This window comes from Tepidibacter mesophilus (assembly GCF_002724055.1).
GTDB lineage: Bacteria > Bacillota > Clostridia > Peptostreptococcales > Peptostreptococcaceae > Tepidibacter_A > Tepidibacter_A mesophilus.
Window position 1 is genome coordinate 1 of sequence record NZ_BDQY01000029.1, and the last position, 20694, is coordinate 20694.

Below are 20694 nucleotides of genomic sequence, written 5' to 3' on the forward strand. Positions count from 1 at the left end.
AAGAACTATTTTTTAGCAAGTTGTTGAAAATACAGCAAATCAAGAAAAATCTATCTCGCATTCCATACCTATGTAGATATATTAATATAGAAGATTTAGCAAGTTAGATTTTCTTGTAAAGTGGTGTACTAGTAATAGATAAACCATATAAACACAATAGAAGTATATATATTTAAACCAGTAGCCAACAAGAGCTACTGGTTTTTCTTGCACAAATATACAATAAGTATGAAAACATGATATATTATGGTAAAATACAGCTAGAAATAAATAAATAAAAGTTATATGAAAAAATATAAGGTACGCAATTGTAGAGAATTACAAACTACTTATTTAAGGAGGAAATATGAGCATTAGAACTTATGAGTCAAAAGATTGCCAAGAAATAATTAAATTGTTTTATGAAACAATTCATTCAATAAACTCTAAAGACTATACAGAAAAACAACTAAATGTATGGGCTCCTAAAGATATAGATTCAGATTTATGGGATAAGTCGTTTTTGAAGAATTATACGATTATATTTACTATAAATGATACTATTGTTGGATTTGGGGATTTAAGCCTTAGTGGATACCTTGATAGGCTTTTTGTTCATAAAAACTACCAAAAACAAGGTATCGCTAAAGAAATTGTTAAAGAATTAGAGAAATATGCTAAAAATATTGGATTAACTATCATTACAACAGAAGCATCAATAACAGCAAAACTATTCTTTGAAAAACAAGGGTATCATGTTATAAAAGAACAACAGATTGAAAGAAAAGGTCAATTCCTGATTAATTATAAAATGGAAAAATATATTTAAAATTAATCTAATTAGAAAGACAGGTTAATGTACAATCTTCTTAAAATGCGTACTAAATTATAATAATTAAAGTACATACTATATTAGATATAAAATAAATAGCATAAAAAAGTAAAGTCTAGGAAGTTTAAAAACGCTTAGGAATTCAGAAATTTCTATCATATGGTAAAATAAGTAATAATCACTCGCTATTATGATTAGTGTAAATGAGGAGGGTTAGCGTGAATAATACCGTAAGACTTATTAAGATTATATTTATATCAATAGCAATAAATTTTATTGGAATATTATGTTTTTGATTGTTATTTAGAACACTTTATTCATGTAGTTCAGTTAGACGATGAGATTAAAAAAGCAGTAGATATGCACTGGAATAGAGAAGTGGCAGAGATTGAATTAAAAGAATTTTACTAGGCTTGGGCTTCAAGTTGAATACTATTGAAAGCTAATGAATTAAATACAAGTGTTAGAAAAATCATAGGCAAAAAGAGAACTGATATAGTTTTAAGGTTATTAGAAGGATATCAAAACATGAAATATATAAAAAAGACTATGATGTAGAGTATATCTAATCTGCACAGGGTCTTCTTTATTAAGCTTTAATAAAGTCAAAACTTTATCTTATAATGTCTATAATGAAAATTGTTAAATGAATTTGACATCAAAATATAAAAGTGATAACATTGAAATTGTTAGTAATTACTAACATTAAGTGAGGAGAAGTTAAATGAGCAAAAAAGATACAACAGAAAAAATTTTAAAATGTGCTATGAGTCTTTTTTCCAAAAAAGGATATAATGTTGTTACAACAAAGGAAATAGCTAAAGAAGCAGGAGTTAGTGAAATGACAGTCTTTAGACATTTTGAAAGTAAGAAAAACTTATTTGAAAAAGCATTTAATGAATATGTTTTTTTACCAAATTTCAAATTTATTTTTGAAAAAAATTTGGAATGGGATTTAGAAAAAGATTTACTCAAAATTAGTCATATTTATCAAGATGTATTATCTAAAAATAAAAAAATAATTTTAATGTAATTAAAAGATAAAAAACTAACATCAGAATTAAATTCACCTTTATTTAAATTTCCAATGGAGTTTAAAAAATTATTAATAGAATATTTTTATAAAATCAAGGAAAAAGATAATATAAAATACGATCCGGAAATCACAGCAATCAATTTTTTGTCTTCTAATTTTGAAATATTTATTAGTTTTTTATTTTTAGATAATGTAACAGATAATATAGACATAGAAGTCAGTATTTCAAATTTTGTTAGGGTATTTACTAAGGGGATAACCTCTTAGTATTTTTTCTGAAACTTAAGTTAGTTAGTACTAACACTCATGTATTGATTGAGATACCTTTAGAAGGAGGATAAAAATGAAAGCAAAAGCAAAAATTAGAAATACTATGTTAAAAGTTATAGCTAAACCTAATATGAACAGGGTTTTGAAATTAGAACAAGATTTATATAATAATAAAAATTCATATAAGTCTACTACGGTTTCTCCTGAGAGATTTGAAATATTATATGAAATATTAAAACTAAAAGATGATAATGTTAAATTACCTGGTTTTCCCAGAACAATTCCGATTATAGGATCGAGTATTTCGGATATTAAAAATACATTGAATTTATTAAGTGAAAATAATGGACATACTTCAAAAAAAGTTAATAAATCATTTATAAAAGAGTTAGAAGAATATGCAAAAACACTTGGTGTTGGTTCAATAGGTTATACAAAGGTTCCAAGAAAATATATATTCAAAGACTTTGCCATAATGTATGATAATGCTATTGTTTTTACAATGGAGATGAATAAGGATATACTAGAAAATGCACCTGATTATAGTACTGGAGTTATGGTTCATAAGACTTATAATAAACTTGGAAAGATATCTATGAAAATTGCTGAATTTTTAAGAAAAAATGGGTGCGATGCACATGTTGGTCATCCATTAATGGGACAAACGTTATATCCTGCATTAGGAGAGTTGGCCGGACTTGGGTTTCATGGAAATCACGGAATGTTAATAACGCCTAAGTTTGGACCAAGAGTAAGGATAGCAGCGGTTTATACGAATATAGAAAACCTTCCTATCAATTTGAGTGATAAACATAAGTGGATAGAAGAATTTTGCGGTAAGTGCAAAATTTGTGTAAAAAAATGTCCAGGGGAAGCAATCTATCAAAACTCAATAAAAAATGAATATGGAATTATTAAGAGCGTTGATAGTCATAAATGCTTTAAAATTTTTTCTGAAAAGCATGGATGTACCGTTTGTATGAAAGTTTGTCCATTTAACCAAGTAGGTTATGAGAAACTATATAATGCTCATAAAACCAAAATCAATAATAGTAAAGATTAATTCACTGAACACAATTAAGTTCCAGTTGAAAAGTACAAAATTAATCAATATATATAAACCGTCGTTATAGCTGATAAGGTGAACCGCATCATAAATAAAAATACTTTTTAAATGTGTATACGTAATATACACTAATAAAATAAGAAAAGTGGTTTTACCTATTTTAAGACCTCCTAGACCATAATAGGAGGTCTTTATCTTTTATGTCGAGATTAAAGCATGGGAGTAATTCATTCGCAAAAGTACATCTTTATGAACTACCTCTATATTGAGGTCGCGCCAACATTTCCGACATATCCCATGTTAAGGATGAAAATGGTATGAAACCTATATTTTCTACCACGCTAAGGAATTATGTTGCACTAGCTTATAACTACTAGCTTATAACTATTTCAATTATGTTGTATTCGATACTTAAAACAGGTCTAATTGGTAGCTTGAGTACAGCGTAATTTATCTTATGTTGCATAAATTCTGCTTAGAGTAGGATTTGTCGGTTTCGCTGGCGAGACCCCATAGCCATCAAGTTAAGCATTTTATAGCAAATTAATTGCCCTTATTCGTTAAAAAATAATATACTAATGCTACTTAAAGTTCTAAGGAGGCAGAAGTATCTATGTCAAAAGTAAAAACATTAAATATGAAAAATACTATGCAGCAAATGATTCAAGAGATCCTTAAAGTTATTTCAAAAGATGAAATTGAAAAAATAGCAAGAGATGTTGGTTTTATTCAAAGGCAAGGAAAGCTTCAAGCTTGGCAATTCCTTTATCTCTGTGCCTTTTCAGGCTTAGATATATCTAAAAATACACTTGTTTCCATGAGTGCTAATCTAAATTCAGAAATTGATATTGAAGTCACAACACAAGCCATACATGATCGTTTGAATGATAAAGCTGTGGCTTTTTTACAAGAAATCTTTACAAGATTATTAAACGATATAGCTTTATCGGATTCTAAGATTTCAACCTCATGGGATAAACACTTTGATAGGATTAGAATAGTTGATTCTACAGCATTTCAAGTTCCAGAAATATACAAAGAAGAATATAAAGGCTCTGGTGGAAGTTCTCAACCTGCTGGAGTTAAAATACAACTTGAATATGATCTAAAATCTGGGAAATTCATACATGTTGATGTAGGTCCTGGAAAAGGAAATGATAATACCTTTGGAAGTAAGATAAATGAGACTTTCAAGGAAAGAGACCTTTCTTTAAGGGACTTAGGTTATTTTAGTCTGAAGGATTTTAAAGATTTAGATGATAAAGGAGCTTCGTATGTTTCAAGATTAAAACCAAATGTGGCTGTATACGTTGAAAATAAAGATGTAGAGTATCATAAGAATGGGCAGATAAAGAAATCTACTCTTTACAAAAGAATTGATTTATCAGAAATAGCAAAAGATATACCTGCTGGTGGAGTATTAGAATTAAAAGAAGTATACATAGGAAGAATTGAGAAGAGAAAAGAACGATTAGTTATATACAAGCTAACTGATAAACAATTAAAGGAACGTAAGTTAAAAGTTGAAAAAACAGCTAAAAAGAAAGGTATCAAGAAAAGTGAAAATACAATGAAACTATTGGGAATAACTATGTTCATCACAAATATTGATAGCTCAATAGTACCTAATGATCAAATATATGAGATATATTCTTTGAGGTGGCAAATAGAAATTTTATTTAAAACATGGAAATCAATATTTACAATTTCAAATGTAAAACCTGTAAAAATAGAACGATTTAAATGTCAGCTTTATGGAAAGCTTATTTTATTAATATTAAGTTCATCAGTAATGTTCAAAATGAGAAATGAACTTTTAAACATAGAAAGGCTAGAAGCAAGTGAAATCAAGAGTGCAGGAATTATAAAAGAATATATTCAAAAGATATATTTTGACTTAGTAAATAGTCCTTTAAAAGAATATAAAATATTATTAAAAATATATAAGTGTATAAAAAGAAATGGACGAAAATCACATCGCAAAGGAAAGAAAACTTTCTTTGATATTCTAGGGGTATCCTACCACCACCAAGAAAACGCATGTAAATTCGCCGCATAAAAATCAATTTAATAATATCATAAAATTAGATCTATGTCTTTTAAAAAAATCAATTTTTCGTAGGTCTATTTATTGTACAATAAACCCTATTTGATATTAGTTATATATGGATAAAAAATCTCGAAATACTATTTCTTATACTCTCTATCTTAAAAAATTAAATATTGCAATATTCCTGTGAACTTTGCAACTCCTTAGCTTGATGGCTATGTGGCGAGACCCCTATATTTATCTAGGCTATAGTATATCTAAACTTTGTAGACATGTATAAATCTTATTTATTTAGAATTGTTTTTATTGCTTTAAAACATGTATATTATAATATATAAAGTGAATTGTACCACTTAAGAATAATAATCAATTAAATATTATTCATATAATGTAAATTTCAAAACAGTAGCCAACCAAAGCTACTGTTTTCAATTGCACAAATATACAATAAGTATGAAAATATTCTATATTATGGTAAAATATGTCTAGAAACAAATAGAAGTTATATAAAAAGATGTAAAGTACGCAATTGTAATATATGATAATGTACCTATAGATTGGAGGGTAATTAAATGAAAAATGCAGGAGTAAGTTTTCAAATTCCAAATGAGTATGGAAAATATCTTTCTGATATATTAGAGCCTATACCAGTTGGCCAGTATCAGTGGTCAATTGATAATGACGAAATACATCTATTAGAGAAAAACGAAATTACCAATGAGTTTTTGTTTAAAGACAAAGATAGAATAATTCAAGGAGAAAAACTATACAATGCTGCAAAAAATAACACTTACTATTTGGTTTTTGCAACTTTAGTGGCTTTCTTTAAAGATGAAAATATTAAAATAGTAAGAACTTATGAAGATTTTTTAAATAGCAATTGTCAAATAGCACTTGCAATATATGATTGTTCTTATGTTATGTTTTGGTGCAAAAAGAACCAGTTGCTATCAAAAATGTACAGTTATGCTTTATCAAAAGGTTACAAAGGTGTTGAATATATTACCGAAGATGATTTACTTAAAGAAAAATATTATATTGAATAAATAATCTATGTGTAAATGTACTGAAATAAGTAGGTGTATGGTTTAGTACACTAGATATTTAAAGTTATCTTTAGTGATTATAGTATAGATAGTAAATAATATATAACTATATAAAATAACAGATGTATAGGTACATTTGTATAGGTACATTGTAGTGTATATATAGGAGAGTAATAAAAGATTGTAAGTACCATACTTAATGTAAATATTAATAAGAATATAATACCGCTAGATAAGCGAAAAATAGTAGCTTATAATAATGGTATAGACTTATTAGACATATAAAATAAGTATGGAGGGACAATAGAAGTGGAACTACACATATTAAGAAATAGAGATAAAGATATTATTGTTTTATTAGATGATAATATGAAGTTAGTTAATCCTGTCTATGACTACCTAAAATATCTAAGACAAAAAGGTAGAGCATTAAATACAATTAAGGCTAACGGACGAGATCTAAAAATATATTGGGATTTTCTGAATAAGAAAGGCTATGAGTATGACGGGGTAACACCAAATACAATAGGTGAATTTATAGAATATCTTAGAGATCCTAATGATAATATGGTTACGTTGTACGCTGAAAGTAAAAGAACAGGTAAAACAATAAATAGGATACTTAGTACAGTTTATAACTTTTATAAATATTGTGGAATGGTTAAGAAAGTAAATACCCCTATCATAATGGAAGATGTTAATAGGCCATTTGATATGTTTAAGAGCCTACTACATCACGCAAGAATAAACAATAAGACTAAGCAATCTATATTTAAAGTTAAAGAAAGCAAGACTACATTTAAACTTGTATCTGATAATAATGCTGAAACTTTTTTAAGTAACTTGTCAACTTGGAGAGATAAATTAATATTTAAAATAATGTATTTTACAGGTGCAAGGATAGGAGAAGTTTTAGAACTTCAAATAGAAGATATACCATACCCTAACACTTCAAATGATATTGGAATGTTAGAGAATATAAAGTCTAAAGGTAAAACAAGAAACTTATATATTCCTATGGCATTAATTGAAGAAATAGATAATTTCATCATGGAAGAAAGAAATTATATTGATACGGAGCATAGTTATATCTTCGTATCACAACAAAAACAAAACTTAGGAAAGCCATTAACTTATAGAGCAATTTATGAAGTGTTTAATACAGTTAAAAAGAAAACAGGAATATCATTTAATTTCCACGATTTAAGGCATACATATATCACTCATTTGGTTGAGAATGGTATGGATATTAGTGTTGTAAAGATAATTGCAGGTCATGAACATGTAACCACTACCCAACAATATACTCATATTTCTAATAAATATCTTGAAGATAATTTAAGTAAGTATTGGAAACAGAGTATTCTAATTGGAGGTGTAGCAAATGGCAAGTAATATGCCTAAAGGTGATGTATGGGAATTAATAGATAATGACAGTAACTCACAAAATTATGGTAAGAAGTTTAAATTTGATTTTTCATTCATAGAAAGTGAAAATATAAAAAATGTAGTTAAGATTTATATTTGGAGAAATTATAAAGAAGGAAATAGAGTTCTAAAAAAGTTATATGATAATATTTTAAGCTTTAAAATATTTAATAATTTTGCTATATTAAATAGAATTAAATCATTTGCGCCTATTACTAATAATGAAGTTTCGATGTTTATATCTTATTTAAAAACATCTATAAGTAATAAGACTAAAAAGCCATATTCACATGAATATCAAAAAAAGTGTTTGGATTTTTTAAAAGCCATTATTAAATGGGGACAATTATATATGCCTAATGAAGTTCCTAAAAGAGAGATATTTAGAGGTAATGAATATAAAATTAATAGGTCTATTAAAACAAATTTCATTCCAGATGAAGTTTTAGAAAAGATAAATAAAGCCTTAAAGAATGAAGAAAATCCTTACGTTAAATACGGAATAATCATCCTTCAATCAACAGGAATGAGGATTGAAGATATGTTTAAATTAACTACTGATTGTATTAAACCACATTTGATTAGTGGATATACATTAACATGGTACGACTATAAAAATAGAAAAGAACGTCAACCAATGCCTATTACTAATGAATGTGCTATTGCAGTAGAAAAGTTAATAGAGCAGACAAGAGAATTAAGAGAACAGGCTGATGATAAGGTTAAGGATTATTTGTTTATTCATAAACCTACTAAAGGTAAAAGTGCTAATATTTTGAGCAATATATCTCCAACAGTATATCGACAATGGTTGAAACGGTTCATTAAAGAAAATCATATTAGAGATACGAATGGTGAATTATACAATCTTACAGCACACCAATTTAGAAGAACACTTGCTACTGATATGTTATCAAAAGGTATTGATTTAAAAGTTATACAAGAAGTTTTAGGTCATTATTCTACTATTACAACTAAACGGCACTATGCTGATGTAAAGGATAAAGAAAGAGCTGAAGTATTTAAAAATATAGGGATTATCGGTAACATCAACAAAGTTGATGAAACGATTATAGTTAATAAAGAAGAATTAAATTGGTTCAAAGAGAACAAGAATAAGGGAGCAAGAATGGGAGATGGATATTGTACTAAGCCTTGTTCTGATGGAAAAATATGCGATAGATTATTAAAAAGACAGAAGTGCTACACTTGTAGTAGATATATAACTACTCCAGAGTATTTACAGGCTCATAAGAATCATTTAGAAGAGTTAGAAAGACAATTAGAAGGTAATATATATGGTGACCACTATGCAGAACATTTTTCACCTACTATTGAGCTTTTAAAAGAAATTGTAAAGAGATTGGAGGAACTACAAGATGGCAATAACTAAATTGAAACTACAACTAATAAATAATGAAACTGATTATAGTGATATAAATATTGGAAAATCTAAGTTTACTGATGATATATGGGATTTATCAGAGTTTGTGCCTGACAAAACAGTAAGATTGGGTTTTAAACAAATAAGATTTGATTATATAAAAAATGAAGATATGAAATCTGTGGTGAAACTTTATTCTTATCATAAACTTAGTCAAGTAAAACCTCAAACAATAAGAAATAGTATCAATAGTTCACTACCTGCATTTATAGAATATTGCAATTTAAATAATATAAATACCTTTAGTGATATAACCAATGAAATGTTCTTAAATTATTCACTATGGCTAAAAGAAGAAAAAAAAGTTTCAAGAATTACAGGATATTCAAGTTGTAAGATAGTTGAAGAAATAATTAAAATAGGTCAAATAAAAGGTTGGAATGTTCCTAAGGTTAATTTATTTGTTAATTTTACTTCAAGTGATTTATGGGATACTAAAAAAACTCTTAAAGAAAATAAAACTAAACCGATACCTGAAGATATATTTGATAAAATACTATATTATGCAGTTAATAAAGAAACTAATATATTAAATAAAGCAGGAATAGTAATTCAAAGTCAGACAGGATTAAGAATTAATGAAGTATTATCTATAAAGAAAGGTTGTGTCCATACAACAAGTGATGGGTATGACTATATGGAAGTTGTTTTGAGTAAAACAGAGAAAGGTGAGCCAATAATTCACAAAGTATTTATCAATGATTTAGTTAAGAAAACAGTTAAGGAACTTGAAGAATATACTAAAGAATTGAGACATGAAAGTGGATTAAACGAATTGTTTTTAGATAGATGGGGAAAGAAAGTGGTAGTTTTAAAAACTAACAATTGGGGAAGGTTTAGATTAAATAAGTTTATCAAAAAATGGGATATAAGAGATAATAAAGGTAATTTATATCCATTAACATCACACCAATTTAGGGCAACATTTGTTAGAGAACTTATAAAACAAAAAGTTCCAATAGCCCATATTATGAAACAATTTGCTCATGTCTCTATCGAAATGACTTCACACTACCTTACTCTAAAGGAAGAAGAAGTTAAAGAAATATATTCGGATATGATACTTAGTCCAAAGTCTAAAATTGCAGGATTAAGATCTACAGAAATTAAAGGTAAATTAGAAGAACAATTCAGAGGTAAAACCGAAGAAGAAATCGAGGGTATAATTTCTAGACTATCAAAATCAATGAGTTTTAATCCCTTGCCGACCGGCGTATGCCTATACGATTTTAGAAGGAGTAACTGTTCAGATGGAGATGGTTGCTTCTTTTATAACTGTTCTAATTATATAACCGAGGTTAAGTTCTACCCTATATTAAAGAAAGAATTAGACCTTATGGAAAAGGAAATGGCAAGGTTTAAGGAATTAGGTAGAGAAAGGGATTGGCAAAGACAGTATGTTAAATATAAGTATTTAAAACCATTAGTAGATAGTTTGGAGGTGCAAATGAATGAGTAAGAATAAATCTAAAAAAAATATAGAAGGTTTAAAACAATTTGCTGAAAAAAAGAACCAAGAAACTATCGAAAAGGTTAATAAAGTAATAGATAAATTAAAACGTTCTAAAACGAAGAAAATTAACTTTAAAACAGTAGCCGAAGAAGCAGGAGTATCTAAGGCTACATTATATAATAATCCTGTTTTGAAAGAACGAATAATGAGCTTAAGAGCCATTGAAAAAGGTGTACCTAATGATAATATAGTAGCTACTCCAAAAGATAAAATAAAGGCTAACGATGATAAGATAAAGAAACTTTATGAAGAAATTAAAAAGTTGAAAGAAGATAAGCAGAATCTAATTGTCCAGTTAGTTGATATGGAAGAAGTGAAATATGAAAATAAAAGACTAAAGGGACAGTTAGAACAAATTAGAAGTATAAAATAAAGTCTCATTTGTAAGATATTATGAGACAATAGTATGGAGGTATAAGTATGTTTGATATTAATAACCTTAACATACATGATGATTTATGGTCTGTGATAAAAAATGATAAAGGTTACTTTAAGCAAGAATTGTATAAGGAAATAAATAAAGAGCATATTTTATATGGGATTGAAGTAAAAGAATTAGCACGTAGAGAAGATTGTGATGAGGTTCTATTCTTAATGTTAGATGGCTCAAAAAGATATGCGGTAGTACATTTAACATGGAGTAGCAAGATAGAAGAAAATTCATTTTATCCTAAAACAAGGATATATGATGATTTAACTAATTTAATAAGTGCTGAAAGTTATTAATATTTTGCATATAAGTAAAATATTTTAAATAGATACAAAAGAACCAATAGAAAAAAATCAAGTGTAACAGATTCATAGTTAGGAGTAAAATGGATGAAGAAAGAAGAAATAAATTGGATTATCGATAATATAGAGTACATAGAAAAATTAAAAAGAGATATAAAATTTGATATAAGTGAATTTAGTCGAGATGAATGTGAAGAACGCTCTTTTATGATTTTAGTCGACAAGGAAGATTTTTGTTGTGAATTGGATGCGTTTATTATTCTAATTGAGAAATTAGAGTATGAAGAACAGGAGTGGGGTCAAGAGCTATTTTTGGATAATAAAAATCGGATAGAAACGTTTAAGAAGTTTTTGTTTACTGGATTAAATAATATGTTTGTTAAGCAGATACCCTATAAAGAATTTGAAGAAAGAGTTAATCAATATTTAAACGGAATGGATTATCTTAATGCTTATTCAATGTTTAGATGTAAAACTCAAAATGCAGATATTACATGTTTATTTGATGATTGGAACTTATATCAAGTATTTGGTGTATCAGAAAAAAATTACTTTATTTATCTGTGGTATACAACTGCATAGTTACATTGCAGTGTTCTTACAATATTCCCTAAGGATAAGAAATCATATATCATTATAAGTTATCTTAGTAAAAATAAAAGGCTCTGTTTAAGTTAAATGTTAAAATAGAAAAGGAGTTGTAGACAATGTTTTCTTTTAGTAAATTTGAGAAAGACATTAAAAGCAATTTAAATAATAGTTCTGAAGTATTGATAAATAATCTAAATCAAATAATGCCGATAAACTTTAATACCAATATTGATTTAATAGATTTTGAGATATTCATTGAACCAACACAATTTGAGATAGATATAATGATGTTTTCAATGGACAAAGAAGGAAATGAAGTTTTCAATGAAAAAAATGAAGAGAATTGTTTTGCAGGAAGTAAAAAAATAGTATCTGAAGTTAAGTTTTATTACGATGACAGTGTTTTAGAAGTTGAAGAGTTTTTTGAAAAGGCAGATGAAATTGAAGAAAAAGTGATAATTGAATGGTTTGTTTCATGTTGGGAACAATCAACATGCAAAAATATAAAATTACCTATTTTTGTTGGCATTCATGATTGTTTAAAGTCGTATGACTTGAAAAATAATGAATGGATTGATATAGAAGATAAATATTTGGAAAGTTAATATATTAGTATAAAACAACTTATTAGACATTTAAAAGTGAATAGTAAGAAAGAAAGAAGGATTTAGTGGGAGTTTGGTACTTGTGATACACTCTCTCACTAAAGATAACAAATGGAGTGAAGACATTGAAAAAATTACATATATTAATTGGTGGAATTATGTGCATAATATTATTTACAGGTATTGCAGCAGCATCAGAAATAACAGAAACTATTAATGTTGTATTTAACAAAGTTAACTTAGAAGTAAATGGACAACCTGTAAAAAGTAATAATATCTTATATAATGGAACAACGTACGTACCTTTAAGAAGTGTTTCAGAAATGATGAATAAAAAAATTGAATGGAACGGAAATACAAATACGGCTAATATAAATGATACAGATAAAATAGAAGCTAGTAATAATCTTACTAAAGAGAGCATTGTATTAGACGAACTTCCACTGTTTAATGGCAAAGAAGCCGAAGGAATAACCGTTAAGACATATGTAAATAAAAATGGAATAATCTATGGATTTGAGGTTTCTGGACACTCAGGATATGAAGAGTATGGGAAAGACATTGTTTGTGCTGCAGTTTCTACAATAGGTCAAAATACTCTTACATCAATAAAAGTATATACGAAAGACAATGTAGAAGAACGTATTGAAAGTGGTTACCTTAAATGTATTTTACCAAATATGAAAAATAATATAGGAAGTAAAGAATCTTGTGTTCTACTTAAATCAGCTTTAGTAGGTTTTTATGCCATCGAATCTAGTTATGGTTCTGAGTACGTAAAAGTTTTTAAAGTAATTGATTAAGTTAGATTAAAAAAGACTGTGCATTTATAATCGAAGCAAGTGTATTAAACTTTCTTTGTATCATAAACAACCAAAACAGTAGCCAACCAAAGCTACTGTTTTTTCTTGCACAAATATACAATAAGTATGAAATAAGTGTTATATTATGGTAAGATATACATGGAAATAAATAGAATATTTATGAGGAGGATTAGATGAAAAGAAAATTATTGTATCATCCAACAATTCTTATACCAATTGAGTGGTTGAAATTCTCTATATTGTATTGTGATAAGGTTGGATCAATAGTTCCATATAATTTTGAGTATGATGATGATTTAAATAAATGTATCCGTCAAATATTTACTGTCTTGAAATAAAGAATCCAGTATAACTAACTATAAAAATTAGTATACTGGATTTTAAAATTTATTTCTTCTTTTCTATTTTTAATTCTTCAGGTAACATATTTGACCAAGGCATTAATTCTAATAAATTTTCCTTAGTTCTTTCTATATCTTCTAATTTTGATATCTCATTCATTAAATATAGTAGATATTTCTCTACCACTAAATCATTAGCTTTCGCCGTTTCTATAATTGAATATATCAAGGCGCTAGCCATAGCTCCTTTAGATGTATTTGAAAATAGCCAATTTTTTCGGCCTATTACGAAAGGCTTTATAGCTCTTTCAGCTCCATTGTTATCTATCTCTAAAGACCCATCCTCTAATATAGTTTCCATTTTAGGTAATAGTTTTTTACTATATTCTAGGGCTTTGCCCAAAGGGCTCTTTGGTAGTGCATCTTTTATTTCTATATCTACATATTCTTTAAATTCTTCCAATAAAGGTTTTAATTTTTCAAGTCTTATATCATAGCGTAGTTTGTAATAATCTTCAGCTTCGCTGTATTTCTCTCTTATAGATTTCTCAAGTTTATATATTTTCTCACACAAATTGAACCCTATTACTCCTCGAGATTTTTTTAGGGCTTCTTCATTTAGATTTACTATTATTTCATAGTATTTTCTTCGTATATGAGCTAGGCAGTAGAGTCTTTTTATATTTTCTACTTTGTTATATCCGTCATAACCATCAGTTTGCAGACATCCTGAAAAATTCTTCAAGAATTTCTTAGGACATGAACTCGATCTAGTATTTTGATAGTCGTAAAGAACAATTTTTTTATTATCTCCTGCTGTTTTATATAGCCACATATATTTTTTAGATTTAGATTCTTTTCCTTTATCATGGATTACCTTTAAAGTGGTTTCATCTGCTTGTATATAATTTGATTTAATTAATTGTTCTTTCATCAAGTCAAATACACATAAAAGTTCATTACTAACAGACATAATCCAATTAGATAAGGTTTGCCTAGATAAATTAGCTCCTAACATTTTAAAATATGTCTCTTGCCTATAAAGGGGCAATGCATACTGATATTTTAAGCTTATTACATGACTAAGAATATCATTTGATGCCATGCTTTTACGTAGTAATGTCTTAGGTGCTGAAGCTGTAATTATATTAGTTTTTAAATCATCACAAGATCTACAAGCGTAGCTATATGTAATATGTTCTTCTATATATAATTTTGCAGGTATATATTTTAATATTTCTTTAGACTTTTTGCCTATAATTTTTAAAGGATTACCACATTCATTACAAGAGTCTTGACCTTCTTTTAATTTATGTTCTATAGTAACTTTCTCTAAGTTAGATAAATTATCTTTTTTCCCTGTATTTTTAGATGGCTTTGCTCTAACATAAACTACTTCTTCAAGTTCGGGCTCCCCCATTTTAGGGTCGTGTAGTTTTTCTGGCTCATTGAAAATAGATAATTGAGCAGAATCCATCTGTTCACTAGAACTGCCAAATATCTTTCTATTTTTATTAAGAACTTGATTTTCTAAGAAAGCTAATCTCTTTTTTAGTGTATCGATTTCTTTATCCTTAGATTTTAGTTCTTTTTCCATCTTTGAAATTATTAACTTTGTATCTTCATTAAGTTGGTTGTCCGAGTCATTATATTTCAAGTTAATCCCCTCACATTTCAAGTCATCGTTAGTATTATACCAATAAAAGGGAATTCTTAAAAGAGCAATTTTCAATAATAAATTTTAACTTTTATAGGCTCAAACTTTGAAGAAGTTCTTACTTCATAACCTTTTAATAACCATTTTAATTCTTCTATATTAACACTTAAAGCCTCATTTTGATTCTCTGGCCATTTAAACCTATTATTTTCAAGTCTGTAGTAATATAGCCAAAATCCCTCATCAAAATGTAGTATTTTCAATTTATTCATCTGCCTATTACAAAATACAAATAAAGCATTTTCAAAAGGATCTAATTGAAGTTGAGTCTGAACGATAATAGCTAAACCATCGATGCTTTTTCTAAGGTCCGTATAGCCGCAGGCTAAATATATGGTATCTACTTTATCAATATTTAGCATATCTACAGAAGCTCCTTTAAAATATCTATTAAAAGAACCTTTTCACAGGCAGGAATATGAATATCAGCTTTACCAATAGATATTTTTATTATAGATGTATTAGTAGAAGCTTTTTTATTAGACAAGTCTAAAGAATCTTTAGAATTTAATTTGATAGGAAGAAAAGATATTGAATCATTTCTATTTTGTCTTTTTTTATGATAGTATAATTGATTTCTTGTGATACCATGTTTTTGGCAGAAATCAGCCATTTTACTTTCATAAGAATTATATAGACTAATGATATTCTGCCAATTAATTTTAGTTGTTTCCTTTGCCATAACTAAGACCTCCTTACGTTCTCCTATAATTGTAGCAAAGGAACTTTAAAATATATATACATCTATTTTTTTACGTTTACAAATAAATTTGAAAAAGAATCTTTTGCAAATATGGAATACCTTAGATCTTTAAATATATTAGATTATTCACGACCAGAAGATATTGATTTTTCTAAATCAGAACTATTAACTAAGGAATTTCAAAAAACTATAAGCAAAGATAAATTTATTGAGAATGCACGATTTAGATTTAACTCAAAAATAATAAGCAAACTGTATAAAAGTAAAATATCTGATAAAACAGTTGATATGCTTGTTGAATTAGGGCTTGCAGAGAAAAAAAGAAGTTTAGAAAGTTTTGTAAGGGTAGAGTCTACAGTCACGGATATATATATGAGCATATTAGCAAAGCATATTGCGGATAAAAGTAGGGATTATATTATTCCTAATACTGATAGAGTAGATATTTTTGATTTAATTGACCGTGGAAATCAAAATGGAAATTTAGTATTCAATTTACGCTTAATGGATATTTTACCGTGTGCTACAAGCGATACTTCAATGGAAGAAATATGTTATTTTAGAGAAAAAAGACGACAAGAATTACTTAATTTTCGTAAAGTATTGGATGGATTAATATCAGACATATCTCAATCTAATTCAAATGATGAAATTAAAGAGAAAACTATAAGATTTAAAGAAAAAATAGAATTTGAAGTTATTGAAATAGAGAAAATGATGAAAGATAGTCGTATTAACAATTTTAGAAAATCAATGGAAGCACTTATGAGTATTAAATCACCAGCGCTATACGAAGTATTGTTAGGCAATATTACAAAATCTGAGTTTTTAAAAGATCCTAAAGTAGTTATCGCAACAGGATGTGCTCAAGTTCTAGTTAATCATGTGACCAATAAAAATAGTGAACGAGCTAAGTTAAGAGAAAATCCATATTCCTACTTGTACTATATGAAAAAATAATAATAAACGATATTATAATACAGGATTTCATATATTATTCACAAAATATTAACGCAAGATGAAGTAAATGTATGGAAACAATCGAATGAAGAAGGTACAAAAATAAATGATGAATTAATGGGGAAAAATTCAACTGATTTACCTAATGAAGATAAAATAAGTCAAGAGATAGCAAAACAAAATAATTTAACAAAAGATCAAGTTGATGAAATCTTAATGAAGAAAAGTACTTGGACTTTTAGTAATGAACAATAACTTATAGATTTAATTGTTTAATAGTAACAATCAAAACAGTAGCAAAACCAAAGCTACTGTTTTTTATCGCAAAAATATACAAAATGTATAAAAACATACTATATTATGGTAAAATGTACCTAGGAACAAATATAAGTCATATAACTGAAAAATCTCAGTTTGAAAAGCAAACGTTTAAAAGATTAAGTATTATTTCGAGTTGTAAGTGGTATGTATAGTAAATTAAAAACATACAATGATACAAAAAAATGTAAAATAAGGAGGTAAGTATATGGATTTTATTGATCAATTAAGACAATTCTCTAAAAGAGTAGATAGTATAAAAGAAAATCTTTCTACAGAAGAAGCAACGAAAACATCAATAATAATGCCATTCTTTCAACTACTTGGGTATGATGTATTCAATCCTCAAGAATTTCTTCCTGAATATACTGCTGATGTGGGAATAAAAAAGGGAGAAAAAGTAGACTATGCAATAATGAGAGAGGGAAAGCCAGTAATATTAGTTGAAGCTAAATGGATAGGTGAAAGCTTAGAAAAACATGACTCTCAATTATTTAGATACTTTACAACAACAGAAGCAAAGTTTGCAATACTTACAAATGGAATCATATATAGGTTTTATACTGATTTAGAAGAGACTAATAAAATGGACGAGATACCATTTTTAGAAATCAATATGCTAGACATAAAAGAGAGCTATGTAAATGAATTAAAGAAATTCCACAAAGACAATTTTAACGAGAGAGAAATATTCGATTCTGCATCAGAATTGAAATATTCAAATGAAATAAAAAATATAATGGCTAGACAGTTATCTAATCCAACCGATGATTTTGTTAGATTCATGATATCTGAAGTTTATAGCGGAATTAAGACTCAAAATGTAATAGATAAGTTTAGAGGAATTGTTAAAAAGTCATTAAATCAATATATCAATGAATTAATGAATGATAGAATTAAGTTTGCTCTTGAAAATGATGTAGGTAGCAAAGGAGAAGAAGAGAAAGATAGTTCAAATACAAAGGAAGAAGTTCTTTCAACTAATGATGAAAAAACTAATTCTAAAGTAGTTACAACGGAAGAAGAATTAGAAGGGTTCTTAATAATTAAAAATATATTAAGAGAGTATGTAGATGTAAGTGAAATTACATATAAAGATACGGAATCTTACTTTGGCATTCTATATAAAAATAATGTGAGAAAGTGGATTTGCAGATTGTACTTAAATACTACAAAGAAAAGTATTTTAATTCCAGATGAGAATAAAAAAGAAAATAGATATTATATAGAAACATTAGATGATATTTATAAATATAAAGAGTTGTTAATTGAGTCGTTAAATAGATATATAGAAACAGTTAAAGCATAATTAAGGGGGAGTAGTCATAATGACTGCTCTTTATTATGTTTTACGAAGTAAATATGTTATAATATTCAATGGGGAAAATAGGATAAAACAAGGGGGATTAAGGATGAAAAAAATAATCTATTTAGTATTATCACTAATATTAATAATTGGACTAGTTGGGTGCAGTGATTCAGATTCGTCAGCATCAGTAGATGAAAGCTTAATAAAAGATGTTTCTTATACAATAGAGAAAGCAGAGGACATATCAATAGCAGGAGCTAAGAGATACTCATTAGATGTTGTGGTTTCTAAAGAAGTTAGTGTAGAGCAATTACAAGAAATTTCTAAGAAAGTAATAGAAGACTATAAAAAAGAAAATAAGTTTAATGCTATAGTAGTTGGATTTTATGATTATAAAGAGTACATAGGAAATGGATATTCATTAGGAAAAACTGAATTTGCTCCAGAAGGAGATTGGAGTAAAGCCATGGAAGTAAGCACAGGGGATTATAGTAGTATGGACTATAATTTTGACTTAATGAAAAAAGATTGGAGCAAAAAATTAACTCAAGATGAAGTAACTGTATGGAAACAATGGAATGAAGAATATACAAAAGTAAATGATGAATTAATGGGGAAAAATTCAACTGATTTACCTAATGAAGATAAAATAAGTCAAGAGATAGCAAAACAAAATAATTTAACAAAAGATCAAGTTGATGAAATCTTAATGAAGAAAAGTACTTGGACTTTTAGTAATGAACAATAACTTATAGATTTAATTGTTTAATAGTAACAATCAAAACAGTAGCAAACTAAAGCTACTGTTTTTTCTTGCACAAATATACAATAAGTATAAAAATACGATATATTGTGGTAAAATGTGTGTGGGAATGAATGGAAAATATATAATAACGTACATTATGCGAAATAAGGAGGAGAATTAAAGTGAAAAAAAAACATAAGATATATATTTCACATTTTATTATAACTATGCTTATTTTTTATAAGCAATATAACTTTAAACTAAATGTAGGTTCGTGTATATTTTTAATTATATGTGTAGTTGCATCATATACAATTGTGAACTACTTACCTCGTTTATAATACATCTATAAACAAATGAAAGTTATATACATGAAAATTATTATTGGCATTAAAAAACTCAGCCTGATTTGAGTGTGTAAGAATAGAATAAAAATTAAAGAAAGAGTTATAAACACTAAGAGGGAAACTATATGAAAGAATCTAATCTTACTGTTTCGTAATTGTAAGAAGTAGGAATTGATGCTATATAAGGGGGGACCTAAAGAATGAAATTTGAATATGAAAGTTTTTCATGCGATGTTGATATATTTTATAGAGAACATGATATTTTAGTGAGATTCTATGATAGCTCCAGGGAGCAAAATGAAGATGAGACTGTGAATCTCGTTATTGTTGACCCTGGTTATGGATATCTTCTTATGAAATTTAAAGGAGATGGAGGATTATTGAGTGGTTATTTAGATGAGACTGTGTTTTCGTCTGATGAATTAGTATATGCAGCGATTGAGTTTTTAGAAAGTTTATCGCCACTATCAGAGGAAGTGTATTTACCACATCATGTTGACCGTGTAAAACTAACAAGTTATGTTGAATACAATGGGGAGTATTAGGACTTTTTTTATGATATACAGGTAAACTTCTAATCAAACGAGAAGAACGGGATATAATATTAATATTTATATCAAAATGGAGCAGAGTTATTTTCTGCTTTTTTACATATTCTCAAAAACACTAACCCATTCAAAATACATAAACACAAACAAGCAAAACAGTAGCCAACCAAAGCTACTGTTTTTAATTGCACAAATATACAATAAATATTAAAATGTTCTATATTATGGTAAAATATAGGAGGGCTTTGCAGACAACTTAGCTAATATAAAATTTATAATTAAGGAGAAAA

23 protein-coding genes are annotated in these 20694 nt (G+C 27.4%); 20 read left to right on the plus strand and 3 right to left on the minus strand.

The genetic code is table 11. The features are described 5' to 3' along the window. Positions 1 to 346: 346 nt before the first annotated feature. From Tmeso_RS14155 to Tmeso_RS16570, 15 genes are all read left to right on the plus strand, one after another. Positions 347 to 808 (plus strand): GNAT family N-acetyltransferase, encoded by a 462-nt coding sequence (locus tag Tmeso_RS14155; RefSeq protein WP_099192340.1) that lies wholly within the window; start codon positions 347 to 349, stop codon positions 806 to 808. A gap of 438 nt (positions 809 to 1246) precedes the next feature. After that, entirely contained in the window at positions 1247 to 1369 is a 123-nt protein-coding gene (locus tag Tmeso_RS17015; protein ID WP_278281497.1) for a hypothetical protein, read from the plus strand. A 166-nt stretch (positions 1370 to 1535) separates the two neighbouring features. Continuing rightward, the gene (locus Tmeso_RS16870) at positions 1536 to 1844 is read left to right on the plus strand and encodes a TetR/AcrR family transcriptional regulator (RefSeq protein WP_242967942.1); all 309 of its coding nucleotides are present in this window, start codon (positions 1536 to 1538) and stop codon (positions 1842 to 1844) included. Between the two features lie 346 nt (positions 1845 to 2190). After that, entirely contained in the window at positions 2191 to 3180 is a 990-nt protein-coding gene (locus tag Tmeso_RS14165; protein WP_099192342.1) for a 4Fe-4S double cluster binding domain-containing protein, read from the plus strand. Positions 3181 to 3796: 616 nt separating this feature from the next. Continuing rightward, complete coding sequence (locus Tmeso_RS14170; RefSeq protein WP_242967943.1) at positions 3797 to 5242, plus strand: IS4 family transposase; 1446 nt, start codon at positions 3797 to 3799, stop codon at positions 5240 to 5242. Positions 5243 to 5805: 563 nt separating this feature from the next. Continuing rightward, complete coding sequence (locus Tmeso_RS14175) at positions 5806 to 6279, plus strand: DUF2691 family protein (protein ID WP_099192344.1); 474 nt, start codon at positions 5806 to 5808, stop codon at positions 6277 to 6279. Positions 6280 to 6588: 309 nt separating this feature from the next. Next, positions 6589 to 7674: a tyrosine-type recombinase/integrase gene (locus Tmeso_RS14180; RefSeq protein WP_099192346.1), complete on the plus strand. Its 1086-nt coding sequence runs from the start codon at positions 6589 to 6591 to the stop codon at positions 7672 to 7674. Beyond that, positions 7664 to 9100, plus strand: coding sequence for a tyrosine-type recombinase/integrase (locus Tmeso_RS14185; protein ID WP_099192348.1), 1437 nt, complete (start codon positions 7664 to 7666; stop codon positions 9098 to 9100). Before Tmeso_RS14180 ends, Tmeso_RS14185 begins: the two co-directional genes overlap by 11 nt. Next, positions 9087 to 10610: a tyrosine-type recombinase/integrase gene (locus tag Tmeso_RS14190; RefSeq protein ID WP_099192349.1), complete on the plus strand. Its 1524-nt coding sequence runs from the start codon at positions 9087 to 9089 to the stop codon at positions 10608 to 10610. Before Tmeso_RS14185 ends, Tmeso_RS14190 begins: the two co-directional genes overlap by 14 nt. Further along, positions 10603 to 11037 carry a DUF6262 family protein gene (locus Tmeso_RS14195; RefSeq protein ID WP_099192351.1) on the plus strand — a complete coding sequence of 145 codons (435 nt, stop codon included), beginning with the start codon at positions 10603 to 10605 and terminating at the stop codon, positions 11035 to 11037. Before Tmeso_RS14190 ends, Tmeso_RS14195 begins: the two co-directional genes overlap by 8 nt. A gap of 47 nt (positions 11038 to 11084) precedes the next feature. Further along, positions 11085 to 11390, plus strand: coding sequence for a hypothetical protein (locus Tmeso_RS14200; protein WP_099192353.1), 306 nt, complete (start codon positions 11085 to 11087; stop codon positions 11388 to 11390). Between the two features lie 93 nt (positions 11391 to 11483). Beyond that, entirely contained in the window at positions 11484 to 11978 is a 495-nt protein-coding gene (locus tag Tmeso_RS14205) for a hypothetical protein (protein WP_099192355.1), read from the plus strand. Positions 11979 to 12103: 125 nt separating this feature from the next. Then, entirely contained in the window at positions 12104 to 12592 is a 489-nt protein-coding gene (locus Tmeso_RS14210) for a hypothetical protein (RefSeq protein ID WP_099192357.1), read from the plus strand. Between the two features lie 125 nt (positions 12593 to 12717). Continuing rightward, on the plus strand, positions 12718 to 13395 hold the full coding sequence (locus Tmeso_RS14215) for a ribosomal-processing cysteine protease Prp (RefSeq protein WP_099192360.1): 678 nt from the start codon (positions 12718 to 12720) through the stop codon (positions 13393 to 13395). Between the two features lie 194 nt (positions 13396 to 13589). Beyond that, positions 13590 to 13754, plus strand: coding sequence for a hypothetical protein (locus tag Tmeso_RS16570; protein ID WP_187296383.1), 165 nt, complete (start codon positions 13590 to 13592; stop codon positions 13752 to 13754). A 49-nt stretch (positions 13755 to 13803) separates the two neighbouring features. Here the strand turns inward: Tmeso_RS16570 and tnpC are convergent, their stop codons facing one another. The 3 genes from tnpC to tnpA form a co-directional block, all read right to left on the minus strand. Then, on the minus strand, positions 13804 to 15414 hold the full coding sequence (gene tnpC / locus Tmeso_RS14220) for an IS66 family transposase (RefSeq protein ID WP_099192362.1): 1611 nt from the start codon (positions 15412 to 15414) through the stop codon (positions 13804 to 13806). 71 nt (positions 15415 to 15485) lie between these two features. After that, on the minus strand, positions 15486 to 15836 hold the full coding sequence (gene tnpB, locus Tmeso_RS14225) for an IS66 family insertion sequence element accessory protein TnpB (RefSeq protein ID WP_099192364.1): 351 nt from the start codon (positions 15834 to 15836) through the stop codon (positions 15486 to 15488). A 2-nt stretch (positions 15837 to 15838) separates the two neighbouring features. Then, a complete protein-coding gene (tnpA, locus tag Tmeso_RS14230; protein WP_099192366.1) occupies positions 15839 to 16156 on the minus strand; it encodes an IS66 family insertion sequence element accessory protein TnpA in 318 nt (105 codons plus the stop codon). 111 nt (positions 16157 to 16267) lie between these two features. Between tnpA and Tmeso_RS14235 the strand changes: the two genes are divergently transcribed. The 5 genes from Tmeso_RS14235 to Tmeso_RS14250 all read left to right on the plus strand — a co-directional run bounded on the left by Tmeso_RS14235 (position 16268) and on the right by Tmeso_RS14250 (position 20401). Beyond that, on the plus strand, positions 16268 to 17137 hold the full coding sequence (locus tag Tmeso_RS14235) for a DUF6236 family protein (RefSeq protein ID WP_099192368.1): 870 nt from the start codon (positions 16268 to 16270) through the stop codon (positions 17135 to 17137). A gap of 117 nt (positions 17138 to 17254) precedes the next feature. Then, positions 17255 to 17392: a hypothetical protein gene (locus tag Tmeso_RS16575; protein WP_187296384.1), complete on the plus strand. Its 138-nt coding sequence runs from the start codon at positions 17255 to 17257 to the stop codon at positions 17390 to 17392. A gap of 271 nt (positions 17393 to 17663) precedes the next feature. Then, the gene (locus tag Tmeso_RS14240) at positions 17664 to 18764 is read left to right on the plus strand and encodes a type I restriction endonuclease (RefSeq protein ID WP_099192370.1); all 1101 of its coding nucleotides are present in this window, start codon (positions 17664 to 17666) and stop codon (positions 18762 to 18764) included. Positions 18765 to 18867: 103 nt separating this feature from the next. Next, positions 18868 to 19512 carry a DUF4875 domain-containing protein gene (locus Tmeso_RS14245; RefSeq protein ID WP_145993171.1) on the plus strand — a complete coding sequence of 215 codons (645 nt, stop codon included), beginning with the start codon at positions 18868 to 18870 and terminating at the stop codon, positions 19510 to 19512. Between the two features lie 544 nt (positions 19513 to 20056). After that, entirely contained in the window at positions 20057 to 20401 is a 345-nt protein-coding gene (locus Tmeso_RS14250; protein ID WP_099192374.1) for a hypothetical protein, read from the plus strand. Positions 20402 to 20694: the final 293 nt, after the last annotated feature.